Raw genomic sequence first — 23,051 nt, 5'->3', positions numbered from 1 at the left:
TGCCTTCGAAGGCCTGATTGCACCAGAACGATAAGCCCATCCCCCCGCGACAACTACCAGGACAATGATCCAAACGAGTGAGGTTCTCAAAACATATTTGTTCATCGCAGTGTCGCTCCTGTCAGGGATTCGAGGCGGGCCAGAGCAGCTTCATGATCCACGAGAGTCTGAGCATATTCGAGCTTCAGACTCAGCAGGTCGGTGAAGTACGAGAGCACATGAATGAAGGGTTCACGGTTCGACGCATAGGCGCTCAACGTTGCCCGGTACGCCGCATCGGATTGCGGAATCAGTCCTTCGTGATACTCCTTCAACAGCTCCTCATCGCTCGTCGCTTTGACATACTCCTGCTGCACCTCCGCGAGCTGCTGTTGCAGATGCGCATTGAGCGTCTGTTGCGATTCAGAGCGCCTCTCCACAGCCTCTGCGATCTCCGCATTCACCCGCGTCTTGCGCGGAAAGCGCACATCGAAGGTGAACATGTAGTAGTCCCGATATCTACGGTCGGTGTTCTGGTACATATAGCCAACTTCAAAATCCGGCTTGCCCTCACGCTTTGCCGACGCCAACTGCGCGTCCTGCCTCTGGATGGAGCTTGCATCAACCTGAATCTGCGGGTTGTTCTGCCGCACCATCGCAAGCAGTTCTTCGCTACTCCGTTGCAGCGGAGTAGCGATCAGCTCTTCCGCAACAATGTCTGGCGATCCCTGGTCTCGACTGAGCAGTCCCTTCAGGTGAGCCTGTATCTGCCACATCTGCTGATGGTGCATGGTGATCTCTTTCACGATCCTGGTCCGGTTCACCTGCGCCTGCAGAACATCCTGCTGCATCCCCTGGCCAACCTGGTAGTGGACCGTGGCGTCCTGAATGAGCTGGTCGAGAACGGACTCATTTTGCTGTAGGATCACAAGCGTCTGTTGCAGGTAGGTCAGTTGAAGATAGTCAGCCTTCACCGCATCGGCGATGCTGGTCTTCGTTACCTCTACCTCAGCTTGTTTTGTATCGGCATCGCGTTCTGCTACTGCGCCTCGCAGCCCCAGCTTCCCCGGATAGGGCAGCTCCTGCGACGCTCCGACGCCGATGTAAGCAAAATCGCTATTGGTATATCCCGCAAACGGCTTCGGACTACCCACGCTCAGTTGCTGGTAGGTGAACTTCGGGTCCGGCAGCGTATTCACCTGCGGAACCATCTGCCGGGCGGCCCGCGCGCCGTAGTTGGCTGCGGAGATCTGCGGGTTGTTTGCCCCAGCCTCAGCTAAAAGCTGGGACAGGGGCGTGGGCGTGCTCACCGCCGTCGTCTGCCCAAAGGCAGAAGATGCAGCAGCCAGCACGAGCGTAGCGGTCCAGGAGACCATACTCATACGAAAGCTCCAATCTCAAATGCAGTTCAAAACATTCGCCAGACGCGCAGAAAAGCGCGCTCGGCAAAAGTAGAGTGCGAGAGTGGAGCGAACTAGATTCTTAGGATAGAGATGGTCCCGGGCTGGGACTTTGGCGGGGAGGAGGAGGAACGCTCAATCCACCCCACGACAGCAGGAGGCGGACTCACCATCTCAACAGCGGCCAGCCAGATAACGGGCACAATAGCCGGATGGAACGCTACCGTCCTTGTGGCCAGCGCGTTATCGTGAACGCTCGGAGGAGTCTTCTGGCAGCAGTCATCTGATGCCGGCATCTCCATCTGTCCACACTGGTCTTTCATCATGTGACAGCAGGCACGCTCTTGTGCGCTCATCTCCGCATTGGGAAGCATACAGGCCATCGCCGGAGCCAGGCATGACACCAGCAGCAGGAGCAGCACACCGAATTGGCGAAGAACTCGCATTGCCAAGATTAGACTACGACCTTGCGGGGTTGGGAGCAACCCCAGCCTTCCTTCGCGGCCAATCATGGTTTCGATTACTGCGGCAGTCTTACGTGATAGCGATGCCATAGGCTGCCCGGTTCCCTTCTGCATAAAAGAAACCCTCGCCCCACAAAGTACCTATGGGACGAGGGTTTGTTGATGCTGTCGAGGAGTTACTTTTCCGAGTGCGAGCCGCCTTGAGCGCCGCCGGGAAAGACAACCTCTTCGAGCGAGGTGCTGGTAGTGCCGAACTTCGGATTGATGTAGTGCTCCATGAAGGCCAGCTGCTTCTGCCAGGCGTCGAGACGGTGAGCAGGCTGGGAGAAGCCGTGGAGTTCATTCGGATAGGTGAAGTAGAAGACCGTCTTGTGATGCTCCTTGAGCGCCTTGACGAAGAAGGCCGAGTCCGCTGGCGGCACCTGCGGATCGTTCTCTCCGTGCATGACCAGCAGTGGCGTCTTGACCTTGTCGATCTGCAGCAGCACGTTGGCCTTGCGGTAGTTCTCGGGCTTCTCCGTGGGCGAGCCTCCCATCTTCATCATCCAGCGAACAGCCGACGGCGGATTCGTGCGCTCCACAAAGAGCTTGCGATCGACCACGCCGAACAGCTCCATGCCACAGGCGAAGAGATCCGGGTAGTGGACGACCATGTAGGCAGTCATGGTGCCGCCGTGGCTACCGCCGCCGATAGCAAGCCGCGTGGAGTCGGCAAGACCGCGCGAGACGAGGTACTGTGCCCCAGTGGCCACGTCGTCCACCTCGGCTCCGTTGGAGTCTTCGACGTTCAGGTTGCGGAAGACCTCACCGTAGCCGTTGCTGCCGCGATAGTTCGGCTCCAGCACGACATAGCCCTGCTGGGCAAGGTACTGGGCCCAGCCGTCCATACGGAAGACATCTTGCCCCTCGGGACCTCCATGAACCCAGACCACCGCCGGAGACTTGGTGCCGGGCTTTACGTCCTTGGGGGTGTAAAGAATACCGGCGATCTCCCTGCCATCCTTGCTCTTCCAGGTGACGCGCTCGGGAATCTGGGCACTGGCGAAGTTGGCCGGAGTCGTGTGGGTCAGGTACTTGGGCGAGCCCTGGCCATTGGCCTCGGCAACAAGCAGGTCGCCCGTCTCGAGCGGCGACTGGTGATGGAAGTAGACCTTGCTGCTGTCCTCCGTCCACTCGGGCGTGGTGCTCATACCGGGAACATCAAACTTCGCGAGGAGATGCGCTTCACCACCGTGAGCAGGCATCACCCAGACGTTGCTGCTCTCCAGCAGGCCACGGTTAGAAACGAAGGCAAGACTCTTACCATCGGGCGAGAAGACCGGCTCATCATCCTCGAAGCTGCCATCGGTAATCTGCTTGGGCGCGCCGCCCTTGGCAGGGATCAGGTAGATGTGATCCCAGCCCGAGTTCTGCAGGACCGTAGCCAGCTCTTTCCCATCGGGCGACCACGCAGTTCCACGAATCGACCAGCCGCCGCCGCGATCGACCGGAGCAGTGTAGAGATCGACGGGCACTCCAGCAGGGGTGCCCGTGTGGGCGTCGAAGTTGAGAACCTTGATCTTGCCGCTGAAGTACTCCTTCTGGCGCTCGACGTAGGCGATGTGCTCTCCATCGGGCGACCACTTGCCGGACCCCGCCTCTTCCTTGGCCGAGGTCAGAAAGCTGGTGACATTACCGTCATCACTGACGACCATCAGGCTGTTAGTGCCCCGGCGGCCAGTCTGAAAGAGTATCCAGCGTCCCTTGGGCGACCAGACCGGAGCGCGGTCCGCAGACTGGCGGGGATCACCTCCGCCCGCAGGCGCGTTGGTGAGACGGCGCGGCGCGCCTCCAACTGCGTTGACCACCCAGATGCTGCCCTGGCTGGCATAGGCAAGCATCTTACCGTCGGGCGACCAGGAGACGCCGCTCTTACCACCGAGTGTGCTGGTCACGGCAGCAGGCCAGCCACCGTCGGCGGGCATCAGGACGATCTGGCCGTTGCGGGTAAAGGCGATGCTCTTGCCATCGGGCGAGAGAGCGGTCTCCCCGATAGGTTCAGTGGAGAGAAGATCCTGAAGCGTAAGCTTACCCTGCGCAAAGGTCGGCAGGGTGCAGGCAGCGAGAGCCAGAGCGACGAACGGGAGCAGCGGACGGGACATGCGGAACTCCTTAAATGCTGACAGATGCTGACGAACGGTGAAAGTAAGTCCCTGCACAATCGTCAAGACGACCGTGCAAGGACCGGGGTAAAGCGTTGCAATTTATAAAGTCCGCATCAGGCTCTTTCTTTTAGAAGAAGAACTTTGCGCCAAACTGTATCTGGCGTGATGTGGTCTGGCCTAGAGAGCGAACCGAGAGAGACTGCCCGAACTGCGAGCTGGCAATGCTTGGAGTAAGGTTGCTGAAGTTGGTGTGGTTGAGGACATTGAAGAAGTCCACGGTAAAGCGCATGTTGTAACGCTCGGTGATGTGAGTCTGCTTGTTGAGTTGGAAGTCCATGTTCAACAGGCCGGGGTTGCGAAGATAACCGCGGTGAATACGGAGCGTGGGGTCCACAATTCCGTCTCCTGTACCGAAGGAAGCAGCCGAAAAGTAAGTGACGGTAGGTGTTTTACCAGCAACGTTCTTGGTCTGGACTCCCTTTCTGTTGGCGACCGGCTTGACGAGGACGGCGCGGTCGGTAGTATCACCATCGCGATTGGCATCGTTACCCGAGGTCGGGATAAAGGGGGTACCTGTCTGTGTGTCGAAGATGGAGGCCAGTCCCCATCCACCGATGACATGGTCGACAACTGGGCCGGTGTTGCTTAGGAAGACATGCCCCTTACCGATCGGCAGCATGTAGTTGACGCTGGTGGCAAACCGCTGACGAACGTCGAAGGCGGAGTCGCCGTAGTTGGTCTTGATGTTGGCGTACTTGACGTACTTTTGGAGGAAGAGGGTCTGGGCCTGGGCCTGCGTGAGGTTGGGGTTGCCCTCAGCGCACTGCACAGCCGCGGTCAGGACTGCGGCCGAAGCTGCGGTCGAGGACTGCGCTGTAGCACAGGACGTTCCCTTGGTGTAAGCGCCGTTGGGAACCATGTAGGGCGCAAGGAGATTCTCCAGCGTTGCCGCCGGAGTTGCGGAGTCGGCCCCTGCGGAGACGTCATCGGAGAGGACATCGTGGCTGTGGCTCCAACCGTAAGACGCCTCAATTGCGATGCCCTTACGCATCTGACGATGCACGTTCACTAGCAGCGCGTTGTAGTTCGAGGTGCCGTTGGACTGGTGGTAGGTCATGGTGCTGAAGAGTGGGCGAATAATGTTATTGCTGATATCACCGGCGGAGCGAACGGTTGCCCCCTGGTTGGAGGGGCGGAAAGCGTCCGCGAAGGTGGTGCCGAAGTTGGGGCGAGTGGTAGTTAGCAGGTGATCGGCGAGCGCACCAACGTAGGAGATGGTAAGGGCCGTCGCTGAATCGAGCTGCTGCGAAACCGCAATATTGAAGTGCTGCGTGGCAGGGTTACGCAGGCTCGGGTCGATGTTGGTGAGAGTGTAGGACTGAGTGGTATTGACGGTCGCAGAAGCAATCGCGCCGGTGTAGTTGCCCGAGGAGATGCTCGTGCTCAGCGTCTGGGGCGGATTGAAGCGCGCATTGCCATAGACGTTGCCGAAGATGCGATCGTAGAAGTAGCCGTAGCCGCCACGCACCACTGTCGTACCCGTGCCGAAGACGTCATAGGCAAACCCAACGCGCGGGCTGAAGTTCTTGAACTGCGAGCAGTAGTTACCGATCCCGTACGTTGCAGGATTGATGGCCGCTACGTTCGAGAGGTTCGCGTCGAAAGGAAGTCCCTGGCAGGCCTCGGGCTTGCCATTGCCGTCGAGAATGTAGGCGTTCGAGAGCAGGTTGTTCTTTTCAGTGAAGGGGCTGAAGATCTCATAGCGCAGGCCGATGTCGAAGGTCAGCTTCTTGCTGAAGCGGTAGCTGTCCTGCACAAAGTAGCCCTGCTCCCAGATACGGTACTGGCGGAAGGACGGCGAGGTGTAGAAGGACTCCTGCTGCGAGTTGAGAGCAAGGTTGTTGATGTTGTTGAAGTTCTGCTGAGCCGAGGCCTGTGCCGCGGTCAGAGAGCCCGTGGCCGCCACCGTCGAGGTGTCGAGAAGAGCGACGCTGGGACGAATGATGGAGCTGAAGACCGTATTATCCCAGACGCGTGCGAGCTGACCGCCGAACTTGATCTCGTGCTTGCCCTTTGAGTAAGAGAGGGTGTCGGAGTAGTTCCACACCACAGGAGTGCGGTTCTGCGGAAAGTTGTTAGCGACGCCGATGGTGTTGAACCGTGCAGAGGCAAAGCTGAGCGTGGGGAAGCCGTTGGGATCGCCCACGTTGGCCGAGTAGTTGGCTCCGGCGTTGGGACCCTGGGTGCGAAAGCTTCCGGCTGCAAGCTCGGCTGCGGTGAGCGCCTCCGTGGGGTTGTTGCTCGGCGTTCTCTGGAAGCTGAAGCGGAAGGAGTTCAGCAGGTTGGCGCTGAAAACATGGTTATCCGCCACAACGATATGGCTGGGACGAGTGACGTTACCGACGCCGAATGTAGGAAGATTACCGCCATTCTTAGCTGCCGTAGGAACTGCGTCCACGAGGCTATAGGTGGCGAAGATATTGTTGTTGTTCGAGACCTTGTGGTCGAGGCGGACGAAGCCGGTATCAGCATCGACGTTGTTCGCGATGTTGCGGTTGATGGTGGTCGACCAGGTCGAAGGGTCCGTAGGCGAGAAGGGCAAGGGGCCAGCTTGCGCCGGATAGGCGGAGGTGAAGAGCGCGCTGGCCAAAGAGTTCGGCGTCAGAGCGCTGAGAAACTGCGACGTCGGGATCGGAATCTGTGAGGCCGTGGTGGAGCGCTGGCGGAAACCCTCGTAGGCCGTGGAGATGAACGTCCGGTCGCGCCAGATGGGACCACCCGCGTAGAAGCCGAACTGATTCTGCTTGAAGGGTGACTTGAAGCCCACGGGATTGAAGAACTGACGGGTGTTGAAGACTGAGTTGCGGAGATACTCCCAGACCGTGGCATGGAGCTGGTTGGTACCGGACTTGGTGACCACGTTGACGATACCACCGGAGCTGCGGCCGAACTCAGCCGAGGCGTTGCTGGTGATGACGCTGAACTCCGCGATGGCGTCGATCGGCACCGAGCTGGTGGCGTTGCCGATGTTACCGGCCGAGCCCGAGGGCACGCGAGGATCGTTGGCGTCACCACCGTCGATGAGGTTGTTGTTGTCCGTGGGGCGTGCGCCGCCGGTGGAGACGCCTGAGCCCTGTCCGGTGGAGCTGACGGTACGCGTAGCTCCTGGCGCGAGGAAGACAAGGCTCTGGAAGTCGCGCCCGTTGAGCGGGAGATCGCGGATCTTCGCTCCATCGATCAGAGTACCGACGCTGGTCTCCTGCGAGACGACGCTGGTCTGTTCGGCCTGCACCTCGACGACCTCGGAGACAGACCCAGCCGAAAGAGTCACGTTAAGCTCACGAATCTCGTTCAGAACAAAGGTCACCTGGGCGAAGCGCTTCTCCTGGAAGCCTGGCGAGGTGACGCTCATCGAGTAGACGCCGGGATCGATATCGCGCACCGAGAAGAGACCGGCGGATGATGCCTTGAGCGTGTGCACAGCGCCGGTGCCGGTGGACTTGAGCACGATGGTCGCGTCGGGGATGGAGGCGCCGGACGCGTCCACGATCGCGCCGCGGAGACCGCCTCCGATGGCCGCCTGGGCGAGCATATGGCCCACGCCGCCGACCGAGAGGGTTACTGCAAGTACAGCAGGGGCTACGAAGGATCGAATGATCCGGTGGTTACGACGCATGACTGGCTCCTCAAGAAATGAGTTAGTGATGTTGTGTGTTGGAAAGATGACCTGCTGATCGAAGGCGTATGTTCTTTGCGTGGTGGGGGTCCACGCTATTTTCCGGTCATGCTTCCGTCGCCTGCTGCAAGAGCAGGACCCGAGGTCTAGCCAAGTGAGACCGGTTCGAGGTAGAGGAGAGGACAGCTCCGAACTGAAAGCCCGAGGCCGTTTGCGGCGAGGAGATGCGCGCCCGTGTGAAGACTGTTCCGGCAAAACCAACAAGTAGAGACGGTGCTGCAACCTTCTTCATCAAACTCCTCTGGATATACAGCTCCCGCAGCCGTTTTCGATATACGTGTACGAGCTTGTTCCGGAAAGGACCTGCGGTTATGCGAAGCGATGAGACTTCAATATTGGTCCGCGTATCGAGACGGTTGGAAAAAACCCGAACAGCCACTTATACTTGGGTTATTAACAAATGTTTCGTTGAAGATATCACATATCATGAATGCGTCTACAGGTTTTTAGAGCGTACTTTTCACCACTGTAGAGCGTGGCCAGCGATTGACACGCGGCGCGAGATGCCTGCTTATTCCCCCACAGAATCCAAGCAGAAAGCTATCCCAAACACACTAAAAGATTGCTGATAAAGAGTAAGAACCGGAGAGCGCCCGCATGAGGTTGCGAGCGCTCCACAAGACGCCGGCTAGAACTTGTAGATCAGGTCCGCACCTACAAAGAACTGGTTGCGGGCCGTGCCGTTGTTATAGCCAAGGCGATCCCACGAGTGATCGAATCGGATCTCCGGACGCAGCAGCACTGTACTGCCAAAGTACTTTGTCGCGTAGAGCGTGTTCTCCGTGTACTTGGTCTGAATGCCGGTGCGCTGTCCCTTTTTGTCGTTCAGCAGGTCCGAGCGAAACCCCACCGTCAGCTTCGGATTGATCTCACGATTGATGTAGTTCACCACCGCATACTCCGGCGCAGTGCAGCGTACCAGACCGGCAGCACAGTAAGCTCCATTGGCTCCGATCTCCGTGGGCACGGGATTCGCAACATTACCGGCGACATTCGGCACATCGCGCTCATACATGACCCAGGCCTCGGTGGCCATGTGCCACTTCGCGTTGAATTTGTGATACCAGGTGGCATCGTAGTGCTGCAGGTTGTTGTACGCGTACTTGCCATCGTTGATGCCGTTGGCACAAACGTAGAAGTTGTCGTGATTGCTTCTGGTCGAATAGTCCAGACACGCAATGGCAGAGGGCTTGCGATCGTCGGACCAAGGCGCGACGTCATGCCCGGCGGAGAGGCCGAGTTGAATCACCCACTGCTTTGAGAGCTTCAACGTGCCGATGATACCCGTGTCGGTAAACGGATCGATGGTGTAGAGCAGCGAGTGCGTCATGTTGTAGTTGTTCGGCGCAAGCTGAGCTTCGATGCCCGGCACCGAGAGGAAACGACCGATCCGAATATTGAGACCATCCTTCACAGGAAAGTACAGATCGGCATACTCCAGCACGGGATCGAAGCCATAACGGCGATTCTTCTGCAGTAGCTGCTGGCTCAGGTAATCCTTCGCTGTCGTAAAGCGATAGTCGTTTCCATAGAAGGCCGTGAGGTGATATCCCCAGTCAAAATGCTTCTTCTGTACCGTGTCGGGCAGCCTTTCCATGTAGAGCACGGCCTGGTTCAGCACGACGCTATTTGGAAAGATGTCGTACGAGACGGGAAAGTTATTTTTGTTCGAGGTGCTGTAGTTGAAGCTCGGAGCCACCCAGCCATACACCTTCGTACGACGATCCTGCAGCTTCAACGCCGTCATCAGCGGATACACATTGCCATCGGGTATGCCGATCAGCGGCGAGCCGCCATAGCCCCAATCCGAGCTGGGATAGGGCGGCGAATCCAGTGGAGCCGCAAGCGCACGACGCTGCGGAGCAGGTGCTGACGGCAGCGTGCCATGCCAGTCGTAGTTATAAAAGCGACCGAGCCGCTGAAAAAACTCCCCACGCGTTAGCTCGCTCTGGGGAGTCGTCTGGGCTGGATTTGCATCAGGTGCTGCACTTGAAGAGCTTGAGGCTACATCCGGCGCTCGATCCACATCTTGCGCATTCAACGTCAGGCTACAGGCTGCAAAGACAAGTGTTACCAGGGCCGAAGACTTCCTACTGCTTATGCTTCTCATGATTCTCCATCCTGCGCCTCCCTACTCAACACAGTCAGAGGCACCATCAAAGATGCTATGCAGAAAGTCATCAGGAAGACATAAGGATCTCACGCAACATCTGCAACCTATTGCAGGCGCTCCATATAACTATCGGGATGCGGAGTGAACTGGAAGTCGAGGCCCAGATAAAAGGGCTGCGCGTCATGCGTAATCAGCGCCACGCGCTTCAAGGGCTTCAGGTCCGGATGCTCCAGCACGCTGCGAATCAGCCACGATCCCAGGCCGCGCCTTCTGCGCTCCTCGACGATATACACGTCGCAGAGATAGGCATAGGTCACGTAATCGGTGATGACCCTCGCCAGCCCGATCTGCCTGTCGCCTTCGAGCAGAGAAAAACAGAGCGAGTTGCCAAGAGCCCGGTCCAGCGACTCCGGAGTCAGGCCGGACCACCACTGCGCCTGCTCCAGAAAACCAAAGACAGCATCCGCATCCAGCAGATCCGGATCGGTAGAGATAACAAAATTGTCCCGCGTGCGGAGAAAATAATTCACATTACCCACAACATCCTCTAACTGCGCCCCTAACGCGATTCCGTGCAACGAGCGCATCAAATCATTGATATTACTGTACCCAGAGGATACTCCCCGCGCTCACAAGGTTACGTTAAATATTCACAAACACTGAGCCGACAGGGATTCAGGGGAAGTTGGGCGATGCAGGATCGGAGGGCATATCGAAGCGGAAGAGGATCAGAGTCGCGAAGAGGACGATAACCGATCCAAGAATCGCCCGCGGGGCGAGACGCTCTCCGAGGATGCTGAAGGCCAGCATCAACCCAAAGAAGGGCATCAGGTAGAGCGATGCCGACGCAATCACCACGTCGACCGTACCCAGCGCCCGCAGGAAGAGCACCATCGAGAGGCCGTAGAGAAAGACCGCGAGATAGCCCAGCGCGGCCCACTGGGTGGGCGTGAGCTGAGCAAGGTGGTCCAGACAGTGCGGCTCCATGATAAAGAGCAACGGCAGGCTGAAGACCGTGGTCGAAAGATAGCTGAAGAGCAGAATTTCGATCTCGAGAAAGTGATCCAGCAGGCGCTTGGAGTAGACGTTGTAGAAGGCGGAGCCAAGGCAGCCGACGACGATCATGAGGTTGCCTGCAAGCTCGTGGGGTCTTGGACGCGATCCGGCGACACTGCGCAGGGGCGAGAGCAGAAAGACCCCGGCCAGCCCCAGGAGTAGCGCTCCAATACGCAGCGTCGAGAGGCGCTCGCGTAACAGCCACACAGCAATCAGTGCGCCAAAGATGGGGACCAGTAGGCTGAGGATCGCGCCGTTCGAGGCGGTGGACCAGCTAACGCCGATCGTCATGCCCACCTGCGCCATTAGCTGGCCGCAGATGCCCGCAAGAAAGAACTCGCGGCGAAGACTCCACGCCGCCCGGAACTTCTGCGCGAAGTCGCGGCGAAGCGTGAGGACGGCAAAACCCAGGATGGTGATGAAGCAGAAAGGAAGCAGCGCGATCGTGAGCGGGTCCAGCGCTCCGGCCAGCAGCTTTACGGCGACTCCCTGCCCTGCCCACAGGAGGTTCGCGGCCATCAGCATAATACAGGCGGAGACCAGGCGGGAGTTTCGCGGTACGCTCACGTCCGCATCTCCAGCGCGGGGAGAAGCTCTAGAGTGCGAACGCCGAAGGCATCGACGCCGCTGGAGCTGCCCTCGAAGATATAAGGCTGCGCATTCCTCTGAGCGCCGTACTCTTCCGCGAGCCGGTGAACGGCGTGGTCATCACCCGGACGCCCAAGGATCGCGACCACGCCGCCCCCACCGCCGCCGGTCATCTTGGCTCCAGGAAAGCCCGTCCTCAAGGCCCGCTCCACCAACTCGTCACACGCAGTCGACCCCAGACCACACTCTGCATAAGCACGATGCGATTGGCCAAGAATCTCACCAACAAGCTGCAAAGAACTGTCGGATAACCCGGATGATGAGGCTTCCAGAAGCTCACGAACTCTCCGCACCCGGAGGTTCTCTTCCGTCGCGTATCGAACCGCCGCCCGAACCGGGTACTCGACATCAGAATGGATCGTGGTGAAAGGATCGAAGTGCTCTCCAGAGCTGGCGAGCACCTCCTTACCGCTGATCGACTCCGGCAGCCAACGCTCGTACTTTGCACGAAACTCATCCGGCGAGAGGTTCGAGAGATAGCCCTGCCAACGGGAGTCGGTCCAACGCGGAATCTCCGATCCCTCCTCAGGAATCACGTCAATTCCCTCTCGCTGACAGATCAACTTGTAGCCAATGAAGGCCGCCGCGCGCGCCGCCTCGTAAGCGACTCCGGTCGTCGAACGCGGAGCCATCGAGTCGATGCCCCAGATGCGCATGTTGGCCGGGAACTTGATGGGCCAAGACGGCAGACAAGGCTGGCAGAGGAGGGGCAGAAGATGGTCCTGCTCACCCAGAACGATAGCCGCCTGATCCATGATGCCGCAGGCAGAACCAGCCACAACGTTCTCCACCCACTGACCAGCCGTAGCCAGCAAAACACCATCGAGTTGCACCACGTTCCACATGGTCGATAGCGCCTTCAAGGCGGCAATCTCAAGCGCCGCCGAGGAGCTTACACCCCTGTTCGGAGGCAGGTCTGACAGGATAAATAAGTCAACTCCACCCTCGCAGCCCTCTCCGTAGCTCCTCTTCAAAAAGTAAAGAGCGCCCAGCACATAGCAGCCCCAGCGTGTGCCCTCTCTCTGCTCGCACAGCAGGCGCAGACTCTGCGGGTCGCGCAGATCGCTGGCGTGCAGTTCGAAGTAGCACTCCCAACCAAACTGGGCCGCGCCGGGGTTGAGGATGCGGACGACGTCATCGGCCCGCGGCTGCGCGGCCACCCACACCGCCTCGCGCAGCAGGCTCTGCAACACCAAACCGCCGGTGTAATCGACGTTGCCGCCCATCACATCCAGTCGACCAGGAGCCCGCGCCACGCATATCGGCCTGTCCGCCGCAAAGAAGTCGTGCGCGGCAACCGTGGTAGCAATCTGATCTTCAAAGACACGCATTTCAGCCAGCTCGCCAGGGAGGTTCTTTCTCCCACTAGGCTACCGAACAGGTGTACACAGGGCGTTAATAAACACTCACTCCGCAACCTGAACCTGCGTGATGCGGCGCAGACGCGCGAGATCCTCGGCCGAGATTCCCTTGTCGGTCAGGATCAGGTCGCAGTCTTCGATGCCGCACAGGCGATAGGTGGCCTCTGTCCCGACCTTGCTGCTGTCGACCACGAGCACCTTCCGCCGACCAGCCTGCAACAGCTCGCGCTGGGCATCGGGGTCGTGAACCATGACTCCACGCGTGAACGAGATGGCGGCCGCGCCGAAGATCACGGTATCCGCGAAGATCGCGGTCAGGCTCTTCGCCACCGCGTGCCCGATGAGGTCGTGGCTGCTCGAGCGATAGACCCCGCCGGTCAGCTCGACACGGATATCTTCGGCCGAGCTCAGCTCTTCCAGAACCGAGAGCGAGAAGGTGAAGACCACGACGTTCTTCCGGGCGCGCAGCTCCCGCGCCACGTAAAGCGTGGTCGTCCCCGAGTCGAGCACCACCGACTCCCCATCGTGCACCAGCGCCGAGGCCGCGCTGCCGATGCTGCGCTTGGCGGGCGACATATTCTGCAGCCGCTCGAAGAAGTTGCGCTCAGCCCCACGCCAGTGCTCGATCCTCGCTCCGCCTGGAATCCGAATGACCTGCCCAGTCTCGACCAGCTTCTGCAGATCCCTGCGAATCGTCATCTGCGATACGTGAAACGCCTCGGCGATCTCACCGATCGAAGCAGATGTGTTCACTTTTAACATTTTGACGATCGAGTCCAGCCTGGACCCTTCTGCGGTCTCATTCATAGTGCTCATTCTAACGACACAGATTTGGCAGCTAATTAATGCGATTTTACGCGGAAAGACCGGGAAAGAGAACCGAGGTACGCTTTTCTGGCCCTGTGACAATAAATGTAATTATTTATCATTAACAGTCTTAAATTTGTCCATTATTAACACCTTCTTGTTACGGTCTCTCTATCACAGTTGAATCACACCGAGCCTTCTTCCACGCACATGGAGCAGTCACGGCTCTATCCATCCCCTCTCGACCGCCTCACTACGAATGAATCTTCAAAATTTCGGGGTTTCTATGAATTGCGTCATCTCCAGCTTCTTTGCTTCCGGTCTACGATCCAGCATCGTTCGCCGATTCCATGTCAGTGACAAACACACACGCCATCGAAATCTACAGGTCATCACGGGCCTGGTACTGCTCTTCGCCCTGCTCGCACCCAGCCAATCTCTCCTCGGCCAGACCTTCTATGGCTCAATCAGCGGCGTGGTCAAAGACCCGAGCGGAGCGGTGATGCCGGGCGTGGCCGTCACCGTGCACGAGAACAACACCACCACCGAGTACAAGTCCGTAACCAACAAGGCCGGAGCCTATCGCATCTCCTTTCTGAAGCCGAGCACCTACACCGTCCGCTTCGAAAAGAACGGCTTCTCCCAGTTTGTCACCGGAGATCTCGGCATCGTCCTGAACCAGGAGCTGGTGGTCGATGGCGCGTTGAAGCTCGGCGCGACCTCCGAGGTCATCACCGTTACCGGCGCTGCCAGCTCGCTCAACGATACCAACCCGCAGATCGGCGGCGAACTCAGCACGCAGGAGCTTATCGACCTGCCCGAGAGCACCGGAACCAAGGGTGCGAACGAGTTCCTCATCACCAAGACCTTTGCCGGCGCCTCCAGCACCAGCCAGGACTATTCCAACGTCAATGACCTCTCGCTCGGCGGCGGCCGTCCCGTAAGCAACCCCATCATCATCGACGGTCTGCCCAGCAACATGGGCGTCGACGGTACCTACGGCCTCATCCCCACGCCCGACTCCACCGAAGAGCTACAGGTGCTCACCGCGCCTTTCTCGGCCCAGTACGGACAGAGCGGTGGAGGAGCCATCCTCACCACGACCAGGTCCGGCACGGAGAAGTTCCACGGCAGCGCCTTCGAGTCTTACAACTCACAGGCTCTGAATGCACTGGGTTACTTTACCGCACCCGGCACCGTCATCAATCCATCGTCCTTCCACTACTTCGGCGGATCAATCGGCGGACCGGTCCTGATTCCCAAAGTCTTCGACGGCCGCAAGCATCGCCTCTACTTCTTCACCGACTGGGAGGATACTCTTACCCACGCGAGTTCCCCATTCAACACCGTCGTTCCTACCGCGGCAGAGCTGAATGGAGATTTTTCGGGCCCGTCGCCCCAGGGAGGGCCGACGCCGACTATCTACGACCCTCTGACGACGAAGATTGTCGGCAAGACAGCCGTGCGGACGCCATTTCCCGGAAATATTATTCCGAAGGCCCGGCTCGATCAGGTTGGTCTGAACATCGCCTCGTTCTTCCCGCAGCCCAACTGTAGCTTGAACAATAATAACTACTGCTCTACTCCTGAGTCCGTCAGCAGCTATCTCTATAACGCCGACCGCATTGACTATAACTACTCCGACTACGATCACATATGGGCGAAGTTCTCGCGTGACGGACCAAGGAACCAGCCCACCATCGACATTCCCAACGTGGCCAATACCTCTGCGTTCAACGGCTGGACCGACGACCACTACGAGGTCTCGTGGAGCCATATCTTCTCGCCGCGCGTCTCCAATGAAGCCCGCCTCGGCTACGTCTCGGAGGAGAACTTCAGCTCTCCCCTGCCCACCAATGCAAGCGCCATCGGCCTGAAGGGCGTGCCGCTTACGCAGTTCCCCACGGTCAAGACCAACGAGTACGCCAACTTCGGCGCAGGCTCCCTGGGAAGAACAAGGGATGGACACTACATCCTGAACGATGCGCTGGTCCTCCAGATGGGACGTCATACGCTCTCGCTCGGCGGTGAGTTTATGCGGTATGCCTATAGCTACTACACTCCCGGCGTTCTCTCCGGCTCCTATAACTTCACTGGAACGTTTACCTCTGTGCCCGGACAGACGGGCCTCGGCCTCGCCGATCTGCTGCTGGGACTGCCTGCCACTACGACGATCAATACGACCGACACCATCTTCCACGAAAACCTGAACTACTTTGCAGGCTATATTCAGGACGACTACAGACTCTCGACCAAGCTCACCATCAACCTCGGACTGCGCTATGAGTTCGATGGACCGTTCTCTGAGAAGCACGGCAATATGTATACCTTCAACCCCAACGTTGTCGATCCCACGACCGGCAAGCAGGGCGGTATTCAGTTCGCCGGGTACAACGGAGCGCCGCACAGCCTGATTCCGAATATCTATACCGGCATCCTGCCGCGCATCGGCTTCAACTACCACGCCTTCCACAACACCACGCTGCGCGGAGGCTACGGCATCTACCAACTGCCCAGCATCGGCTTCGGCACCACGGGTCTCACCTCGGCCTCTACCGTCAACGCAACCTTCCAGAGCGGTGATGGCATCACTCCTGCTTACGAGCTCAACCAAGGAGTTCCTGCTTACTCGGCCAACGCTGGACCTAATGGCCAGCCGTTGATCCCGACGAGCCTCACCAGCCCCTCGTCCAACGTGACCCAGTTGCCGCAACATGCGGTTCTTCCCTACATTCAGGAGTGGCAGCTTGGCATCCAACAGGACCTTGGCCGTAACTGGATTGCCGAAATCGACTACGAGGGTAATCATGGCGTGCATCAGCCCGTCAATCTGCCCATCAACCAGATTGCTCCTACCGGCAACTGCTGCCTGGGCGTGAAGGCGGCTCAGAGCCTTCGCCCCTATCCTCAGTTCCTCACCATCACCGGCCTCACCAACGGCGGAGCGTCGGCGTACGCAGCTCTGCTTGCAACGCTGAGCCACCACTGGAGCAACGGCATCTCCATGCGTGCCGCTTACACTTGGGCGCACGGGCTCGACGATGTGGATGCACCGTCGCGCGCCGATGCCGTCGGTGTCCAGAACTACTACGACCTGCGCGCGCAGTGGGGCACGGCGATGACTAACATCCCGCAGCGCTTCTCCGTGTCGGCCGTCTATGCGCTGCCCGTTGGCGCGGGCGGAAGATTCCTTCCCCATGCACCGGTCGTATCCCAGGTGATCGGCCATTGGAAGATCAGCACGGTGGCCCAGTTCCAGACGGGCTATCCGTACAACATCTCACAGGGAGATGGACTCAACATCTTCTCAGGAGGGCAGTACGCAACCAAGGTCGGCAATCCCACCATCGCCCGCGGCTCGCGCACGGTACAGAAGTGGTTCAATACCGCGGCCTTTACCACTACACCCGCGGATACACTCGGCAACGCACCGCGCGCATCACTCTACGGCCCCGGACAGAATGTATGGGCACTCAGCCTGATGCGCGATATTCCACTGTGGGAGCGAGCTACTTTGACCTTCCGCGCCGACGCGAATAATGCCTTCAACCATCCGCAGTTCTCCGGTCTGGGAACGTCGCTCACCAATGCCAAGACCTTCGGTACGGTGACGGGCGCTCAGGACCCACGCACATTGCTCCTCGTCGGACGTCTTCGCTTCTAACAGATACTTCAACATCTCTAAGGATAATGATAAAAATGCGTAACCTTACTCTGACGCTATTGATCGGCTCCACCTTCATAAGCAGCATGGCCCTGGCCCAGGCAGCGTGGACACCGCGCGAGAATGGAAAAAATATCAAGGTCATCTCCCATCGTGGAGAACATCTACATCACCCGGAAAACACAATCGCGGCCTTCCAGGCTGCGATTGATGCGGGCGCCGACTACTTCGAGCTGGACGTTCGTACCACCTCCGACGGCAAGTTCGTCATCATGCACGACAGCACGCTCGACCGCACCACCAACGGCACCGGCGAGGTGCATAAGCATACCTTCGATGAGATTCGGGCGCTCGACGCCGGAGCCAAGTTCTCCCCGTCCTTCGCCGGAACCAAGGTGCCGACGCTCGACGAAGCCTTCGACCTGGCTCATGGCAAGATCAACGTCTATGTCGACACAAAGTATGCGGACCCTCAGCAGTTAGTGGATGCAATCGTAAAGCACGACATGCAAGATCACGTCGTCATCTACGGCAATCCTTTTTTTCTCTATGAGGTGCATAAGATTCGGCCAACGCTGAAGATCATGCCCGAGGCCCTTAGCCCCGACATCTGCAAGTTCCTTGTCCGCGCCATGCAGCCGCAGGTGCTGGCCTTCGACGCCAACGACTTCAAAGACGGCGTGATCGGCTGTGCGAAGGATGCCAATGCGAAGATCTACGTTGATCGCCTCGGTGATGCCGACAATCCCGAGACGTGGCAGAAGGCAATCGACCTGGGAGCCGCTGGTATCCAGACCAACCTCCCCGCAGAGCTAGCCACTTATCTGCGCGCACATAATCTGGCTACTCACTAAACAGTAGTATTCAAAAAGATGGAGCGGCTTATAAGCCGCTCCATCTTTTTTGTTTGTTATAAAAGTCTTCTACTTACCGATCAAGAGTGGTGCTTGTGCAACAGGCAACTTGACGCCAAGAAGCGTGGCCAGTGTTGGTGCAATCTGTCTCATGTCGATCACTCCAAGATTCTTTCCATGAGCTATGCCCTCACCCTCGATGAAGAACGACGAACGCAGCTCAGGATTGTCCGGAAGGTAGCCGTGCATCCCAGTCGAAGGAACCTTCTCGATCAAGGGACCGGAGAAAGCAGACTTCACCTGATAATCCTGCTTCATCTCAATCAGGAAGGCAGCAGTAGGAAAGCCACCAATCTTCTCGATCTCAGGTTGAGTCAGTACACGGTTAATCCCATAGGTCGGATCGGCTTGAAGCTTCTTCAACAGGTCAGCGACCTTCTGCCTCGTGGCTACATCCTCAGGATCACGCAAGACAACTGCGGCTGAACCTCCATCGGGCCACAGCATTGCGTCCCAGGATACAACTGAAGCCCCGCGATTCCCTGCCCCCGTCTTGACCAAACCCGCTTCAAGAAAGGGAAGCATCAGATTGACCCGGTAATCTGTGCGCACGAAACCGTGATCTGAGACGATCACAACAACAGCGTCAGGGCCCACGCTCTTCGCTGCGTCTTCGATCTCTCCGATCAGTTTGTCCATCTCTACGAGAATTCGGTTACTCTCATCACTGAATGGCCCTGTTGCGTGCTGCGCATGATCCATAGCACCAAGATGGATCATCATAAAACCCGGCTTTTTCTCTTTCAGAATCGCAACGGAGAAGCGAGTTCTCATCTCATCGTTGCCGATTCCGTCCGAATCACTTCTATATGGGCCAAGCTGTTGCTCCATCTTCTGCAGCCAGCCCGTCGGACGAGAGAGCGATTCCATAAGCAGGCGGTCCTCATCTGTCTGCTCGCCCCATAGTTCCGGGATCAGGTAAGTAACTCCCTGGGCTCCCACAGTAACGGGCCAGCCCACACTCGCGACCACAATGCCAGCATCGCCGGCGGTCTGCCACAGTGTCGGCACTTTGATCTCCGAAGCAAATCTGTACCAACCGTCCAGATTGTGATGCAGAGGATCAAAGGTCGTGTTGGCGACGATGCCATGTTGAGATGGCCAGACACCAGTCATCAGCGTCGTATGGCTGGGATAAGTAACGGTCGGGACAACTCCAATCACGCCCTCGGCGTATGCACCATCAGTTATAAAACGGCGGAGATGCGGAACCACAAGGCCCCGCTTCTCCGCTTCGGTTACATAATCCGGACGAAGACCGTCGACTGAGATAACGACGACGGTCTTTGGCCGAGCCTGGGCTTGTGGTGTTGCCAGACATAGGATCGACAACAGCAGGCTACAAGGTTTCAACATGGTATCTCCTGAAGATCAACTCGCAACAAGATCAGAACGAGTAGCGCAGCGAGAACTGCATGTTGCGATACTGAGTGAGAAGCGTTGAGTACTCGCCGAAGGAGCTCGCGGAGTTGGCATTGTTCGAGATGCTCTTCGGGTCGAAACGGTTTGTATTTGTAGCGTTGAAGACCTCCCATGCAAACTTCAGCTGCTGCCTATCCGTAATCGTAAAGATCTTATTCACGCCAGTGTCGATTTCGAAGTATCCATCGCCGCGGAAAGCATTACGTGCTCCTGTCTCCCCCGGATAGGGCAGACGAAGATTGGCAAGTGCAGTGGTTACGTTGCTGAAGGCGTTCGGATTTTCCTTCGCATCCAACTTGTGTCCACCGGAGTTGATCGGTCCAGTCGGCACCATCCAGCTACGTACATCAAAGTTAGTGGACCAGCCTTTACCATCGTAAGCAGCGAACGGCAACCCGCTCGTCACATGGGCGATGCCGGTGATCGTCCACCGACCAATGAGGAGATCAACAAAGCGATTGACCTGATTGCCGAACTTCTGGCCACGGCCAAAGGGTAGAGTGTCAATCGCGTTGACGCTCAGGTTGTGGCGCACATCGAAGTCGGAGACAGCCTTGTTGAGCTTAGGGTTGAAGGAGCTAATGATCTGTCCATAGCCACGGGAGTTAGCCGATGCAACGCGCTCACCGTCCGAGCCCATATCGAGCGACTTCGCAAAGGTGTAGTTCACGTCGTATTGAAGACCATGCGACATGGGGTGATGCAGGCTCGCCTGCAAGGAGTGGTAAGAGCTGGTGCCGATCGAAGTAAAGCCCACCAGATTGACATACTGCGGGTTGAAGTACCGATACGTCGCGCCGCCAGCAGGACCGGGAGAGATGCCGGTATCCAGCTCGAAGAGGGCCTCGGTCTCATTGCCGCGATCGGTAACCCACTTCGACTTGTAGATGTTCTGCGTCGGCGTAAGTCCGGGTGCTCCGGCGAGAGGAAACTCGTTATCGAAGTAGGCGATGGTTGGAATGCTAGCTGCCTGCGCCGTTGTGATGCCCTGATCGACATACTTACTAAGCTGCGTTGCAGCCGAGTAGTAGTCCTGGCCCGACTTAGGATCGACAACATTCAACGGCTCGGCGAGGTCAAGCTGCTGGAGCAGACGACGTCCCAGGCGTCCTACGTAGTTGAGCTCAAACACTAGCCCCTTGCTCATCTCTTGCTGCACCGAGAGATCGAAGACATGCGAGTAAGGCGTCTTGATCTTATCGTCGAGCACCCAGGCCGTCAGCAGTGAGTTAGGCGGTGTAACCGGAAAGGCCCCGGGATTCGAGATAGGCGGCAGCACCGCGGAGGGCACGTTGTTGATGGCGGAGAAACGAGGAGCCGTGTCGACGTACTGCGAGGCACCGTTCGAGAGCGTAGAGGCGAGCCCGAAGGAGCCGCGCTGATCGAGCGCATCGACAAGCGCGCTGCCGAAGTGATCGTAGTAGAGACCGTATCCTCCACGAACAGAGAGCGTGGGGTTAGGCGACCAGGCAAAGGCAAAGCGTGGCGCGATATCGAGCTTATCCATCTGCCAGTATGCGGCTTTGCCTGCGACCTGCCCACCTTGCGTAAACGAGATAGGAGGCTGATTGACTCCTCCTGCGGCTGCTGCAGCTACACGCTGATTGAACCAGTTGTTCAGACTGAAGGAAGGCACGACCTGCTGTGCGTTGCGCTCGTAGGGAACCTGCAGGAGAGTGTGGCGCACACCGAAGGTAAGCGTCAGGTTGCGCTTCACCTTCCAGGAGTCCTGTGCGTAGTACTCAGCCTCATTCGAAAAAAAGTTGCGCGTCGGAACCACGCCCTGGGGGAGCGGAGTCAGAGCACCATTGCTAATGGAGTAGTTTGCATAGTTCGTCCCCATCGTGATGAGACCAGTTACATCGGCCACAGCAGTGTTGTAGTTGGAGACGAAGCCATTGGAGACCTTGTCATAACCGAAGGCTCCCGGATCCAGGCTGGACCCGGTATTGGCAATACCGCCCGCAACCAGGTTGCCTGTAGCGACCGAGGCGTTCTTGAAGATAGTGGAGTTGGTGGAGTGATTATCGAAGATGGCGCGATAGTTACCGCCGAATTGCAGGTTATGCTTGCCCTTCGACCAGCTCACATCATCCACGACATTGTGACTCGGGACGATGGCGATCTGCGAAGTGGTGTTCGATGCCAGCGCCGTAAGGCTGCTGAAGCTTACATACTGGCTGTTGATATTGCCGCGGACTGCATCTCCAAAGCGGGTGAATCCATAGCGCAGGTTATTTACCATCGAGGACGAGATGGTCCAGACATCGCCGGCAGCAATACCTCGGCTGTTGTCATACGTCTTCGTGCTCGGCGGATTGCCCGGGAAGCTCTCAGCGGAGTTCGAGTTATCCTGCTGCAGATTGCCACGAACAAATATGCGATGGCGTGCATTTGGGGCGAAGTCGATCCTTGCGATCGTCGTAGCCTGCGAGGTCGGACTCGGAGAAGTAAAGGTGTAGCCGGTCGTGTTCAGACCGTCACCCTTCGTCGTGCTGTTGGAGGTTGGATAAAGCGCGAAGTACGCGAGCGCCGCGGAGTTTGCACCTGCACCCAGAGGGCACGTGCCATTTGCTCCGCACTTAGGATCCATCTTGGCCAAGTCATCACGGCTCAGCGTCGTCGTACCATTGCTTGCGTTCGTATACTTCAACATACCCTGGGTCAAAGAGGCCGTGGGAACGGTGTCGGTTACGACAGTGCTGATTGCCGTCTTCTGCCCTTCATAGGCTCCAAAGAAGAAGAGTTTGTCCTTCATCAGAGGCAGTCCCAGAGAAGCTCCGAACAGATCGCGAATATACTTTGGCGGACGATTTGGAAGCCCCGAAGTAAGCTGGGATTTCTTGTTGTAAAAGTCGTTCGATACTGTATTCGTGGGACGGAAGTAGTCGTAGACACTGCCATGCAGCTTATTGGTTCCGCTGCGAGTAACAAGTGCAATCTGCGCACCCGAAGAACGGCCCGCATCAGCATTCGAGTTAGTCGTCACTACGCGAAACTCTTCGAGAGAGTCACGCGTGGCGCGCAATGCACCCAGAAACGCATAGCCCTTCGTTGGAATATTATTATCGACGCCATCCATCGTAATGTTGTTCTGATCGGAGCGCGCTCCATTCACCGCACCAGCGCGAGTATCCGAGCTCGAGTTCTCGTTTGCGTCGCCCATAAAGACAACGCCTCCCTGCAGAGCCAGCAGATCCTGAATATTGCTCGACTGGAACGGAAGGGTTTGAATCTGGGCGGTATCGAATGGCGTACCGATCGTCGCATCCACAGAGTTCAGCGCGGGCGCTGCTGTGTTAACGTCGACGCTCTCCTGAGAACTCACCGACATCCTGATATT

At 57.9% G+C, this 23,051-nt stretch carries 13 protein-coding genes; 2 read left to right on the top strand and 11 right to left on the bottom strand.

Features of this window, described 5'->3' with window-relative positions:
- Positions 1-101: 101 nt before the first annotated feature.
- The 9 genes from FTO74_RS05670 to FTO74_RS05630 form a co-directional block, all read right to left on the bottom strand.
- A complete protein-coding gene (locus tag FTO74_RS05670) occupies positions 102-1,361 on the bottom strand; it encodes a TolC family protein (protein WP_162537268.1) in 1,260 nt (419 codons plus the stop codon).
- A 92-nt stretch (positions 1,362-1,453) separates the two neighbouring features.
- Positions 1,454-1,825, bottom strand: coding sequence for a hypothetical protein (locus FTO74_RS05665; RefSeq protein ID WP_162537267.1), 372 nt, complete (start codon positions 1,823-1,825; stop codon positions 1,454-1,456).
- A 194-nt stretch (positions 1,826-2,019) separates the two neighbouring features.
- On the bottom strand, positions 2,020-3,984 hold the full coding sequence (locus tag FTO74_RS05660) for a S9 family peptidase (RefSeq protein WP_162537266.1): 1,965 nt from the start codon (positions 3,982-3,984) through the stop codon (positions 2,020-2,022).
- Positions 3,985-4,114: 130 nt separating this feature from the next.
- Positions 4,115-7,663: a carboxypeptidase regulatory-like domain-containing protein gene (locus tag FTO74_RS05655; RefSeq protein ID WP_162537265.1), complete on the bottom strand. Its 3,549-nt coding sequence runs from the start codon at positions 7,661-7,663 to the stop codon at positions 4,115-4,117.
- A 688-nt stretch (positions 7,664-8,351) separates the two neighbouring features.
- Positions 8,352-9,833 (bottom strand): outer membrane beta-barrel protein, encoded by a 1,482-nt coding sequence (locus FTO74_RS05650; protein ID WP_162537264.1) that lies wholly within the window; start codon positions 9,831-9,833, stop codon positions 8,352-8,354.
- A 107-nt stretch (positions 9,834-9,940) separates the two neighbouring features.
- Positions 9,941-10,423 (bottom strand): GNAT family N-acetyltransferase, encoded by a 483-nt coding sequence (locus FTO74_RS05645; protein WP_255462525.1) that lies wholly within the window; start codon positions 10,421-10,423, stop codon positions 9,941-9,943.
- An 88-nt stretch (positions 10,424-10,511) separates the two neighbouring features.
- Complete coding sequence (locus FTO74_RS05640) at positions 10,512-11,459, bottom strand: DMT family transporter (RefSeq protein ID WP_162537263.1); 948 nt, start codon at positions 11,457-11,459, stop codon at positions 10,512-10,514.
- Positions 11,456-12,871, bottom strand: coding sequence for a galactokinase family protein (locus FTO74_RS05635; RefSeq protein WP_162537262.1), 1,416 nt, complete (start codon positions 12,869-12,871; stop codon positions 11,456-11,458). The genes FTO74_RS05640 and FTO74_RS05635 overlap by 4 nt, the downstream gene beginning before the upstream one ends.
- Before the next feature lie 75 nt (positions 12,872-12,946).
- Entirely contained in the window at positions 12,947-13,708 is a 762-nt protein-coding gene (locus FTO74_RS05630; protein ID WP_162537261.1) for a DeoR/GlpR family DNA-binding transcription regulator, read from the bottom strand.
- Positions 13,709-13,994: 286 nt separating this feature from the next.
- Between FTO74_RS05630 and FTO74_RS05625 the strand changes: the two genes are divergently transcribed.
- Complete coding sequence (locus tag FTO74_RS05625; protein WP_162537260.1) at positions 13,995-17,372, top strand: TonB-dependent receptor; 3,378 nt, start codon at positions 13,995-13,997, stop codon at positions 17,370-17,372.
- Between the two features lie 35 nt (positions 17,373-17,407).
- Entirely contained in the window at positions 17,408-18,226 is an 819-nt protein-coding gene (locus tag FTO74_RS05620; RefSeq protein ID WP_162537259.1) for a glycerophosphodiester phosphodiesterase family protein, read from the top strand.
- A 69-nt stretch (positions 18,227-18,295) separates the two neighbouring features.
- Here the strand turns inward: FTO74_RS05620 and FTO74_RS05615 are convergent, their stop codons facing one another.
- Both FTO74_RS05615 and FTO74_RS05610 read right to left on the bottom strand, forming a co-directional pair.
- Positions 18,296-19,642 carry an ectonucleotide pyrophosphatase/phosphodiesterase gene (locus FTO74_RS05615; RefSeq protein ID WP_162537258.1) on the bottom strand — a complete coding sequence of 449 codons (1,347 nt, stop codon included), beginning with the start codon at positions 19,640-19,642 and terminating at the stop codon, positions 18,296-18,298.
- Positions 19,643-19,673: 31 nt separating this feature from the next.
- The gene (locus FTO74_RS05610) at positions 19,674-23,042 is read right to left on the bottom strand and encodes a TonB-dependent receptor (RefSeq protein WP_255462524.1); all 3,369 of its coding nucleotides are present in this window, start codon (positions 23,040-23,042) and stop codon (positions 19,674-19,676) included.
- Between the last annotated feature and the right edge of the window lie 9 nt (positions 23,043-23,051).

Origin of the sequence: Granulicella sp. WH15, from assembly GCF_009914315.1 — a bacterium.
Classification (GTDB): Bacteria; Acidobacteriota; Terriglobia; order Terriglobales; family Acidobacteriaceae; genus Edaphobacter.
Note: the sequence above shows the minus strand (reverse complement) of the source record. Positions and strands in the feature narration are given on the sequence as shown.

Coding starts and splice junctions, on each gene's coding strand:
- FTO74_RS05610 (WP_255462524.1), bottom strand. CDS start 23,042: ATGTCGGTGAGTTCTCAGGAGAGCGTCGACGTTAACACAGCAGCGCCC.
- FTO74_RS05655 (WP_162537265.1), bottom strand. CDS start 7,663: ATGCGTCGTAACCACCGGATCATTCGATCCTTCGTAGCCCCTGCTGTA.
- FTO74_RS05625 (WP_162537260.1), top strand. CDS start 13,995: ATGAATTGCGTCATCTCCAGCTTCTTTGCTTCCGGTCTACGATCCAGC.
- FTO74_RS05650 (WP_162537264.1), bottom strand. CDS start 9,833: ATGAGAAGCATAAGCAGTAGGAAGTCTTCGGCCCTGGTAACACTTGTC.
- FTO74_RS05635 (WP_162537262.1), bottom strand. CDS start 12,871: ATGCGTGTCTTTGAAGATCAGATTGCTACCACGGTTGCCGCGCACGAC.
- FTO74_RS05630 (WP_162537261.1), bottom strand. CDS start 13,708: ATGAATGAGACCGCAGAAGGGTCCAGGCTGGACTCGATCGTCAAAATG.
- FTO74_RS05615 (WP_162537258.1), bottom strand. CDS start 19,642: ATGTTGAAACCTTGTAGCCTGCTGTTGTCGATCCTATGTCTGGCAACA.
- FTO74_RS05645 (WP_255462525.1), bottom strand. CDS start 10,423: ATGCGCTCGTTGCACGGAATCGCGTTAGGGGCGCAGTTAGAGGATGTT.
- FTO74_RS05660 (WP_162537266.1), bottom strand. CDS start 3,984: ATGTCCCGTCCGCTGCTCCCGTTCGTCGCTCTGGCTCTCGCTGCCTGC.
- FTO74_RS05670 (WP_162537268.1), bottom strand. CDS start 1,361: ATGAGTATGGTCTCCTGGACCGCTACGCTCGTGCTGGCTGCTGCATCT.
- FTO74_RS05620 (WP_162537259.1), top strand. CDS start 17,408: ATGCGTAACCTTACTCTGACGCTATTGATCGGCTCCACCTTCATAAGC.
- FTO74_RS05665 (WP_162537267.1), bottom strand. CDS start 1,825: ATGCGAGTTCTTCGCCAATTCGGTGTGCTGCTCCTGCTGCTGGTGTCA.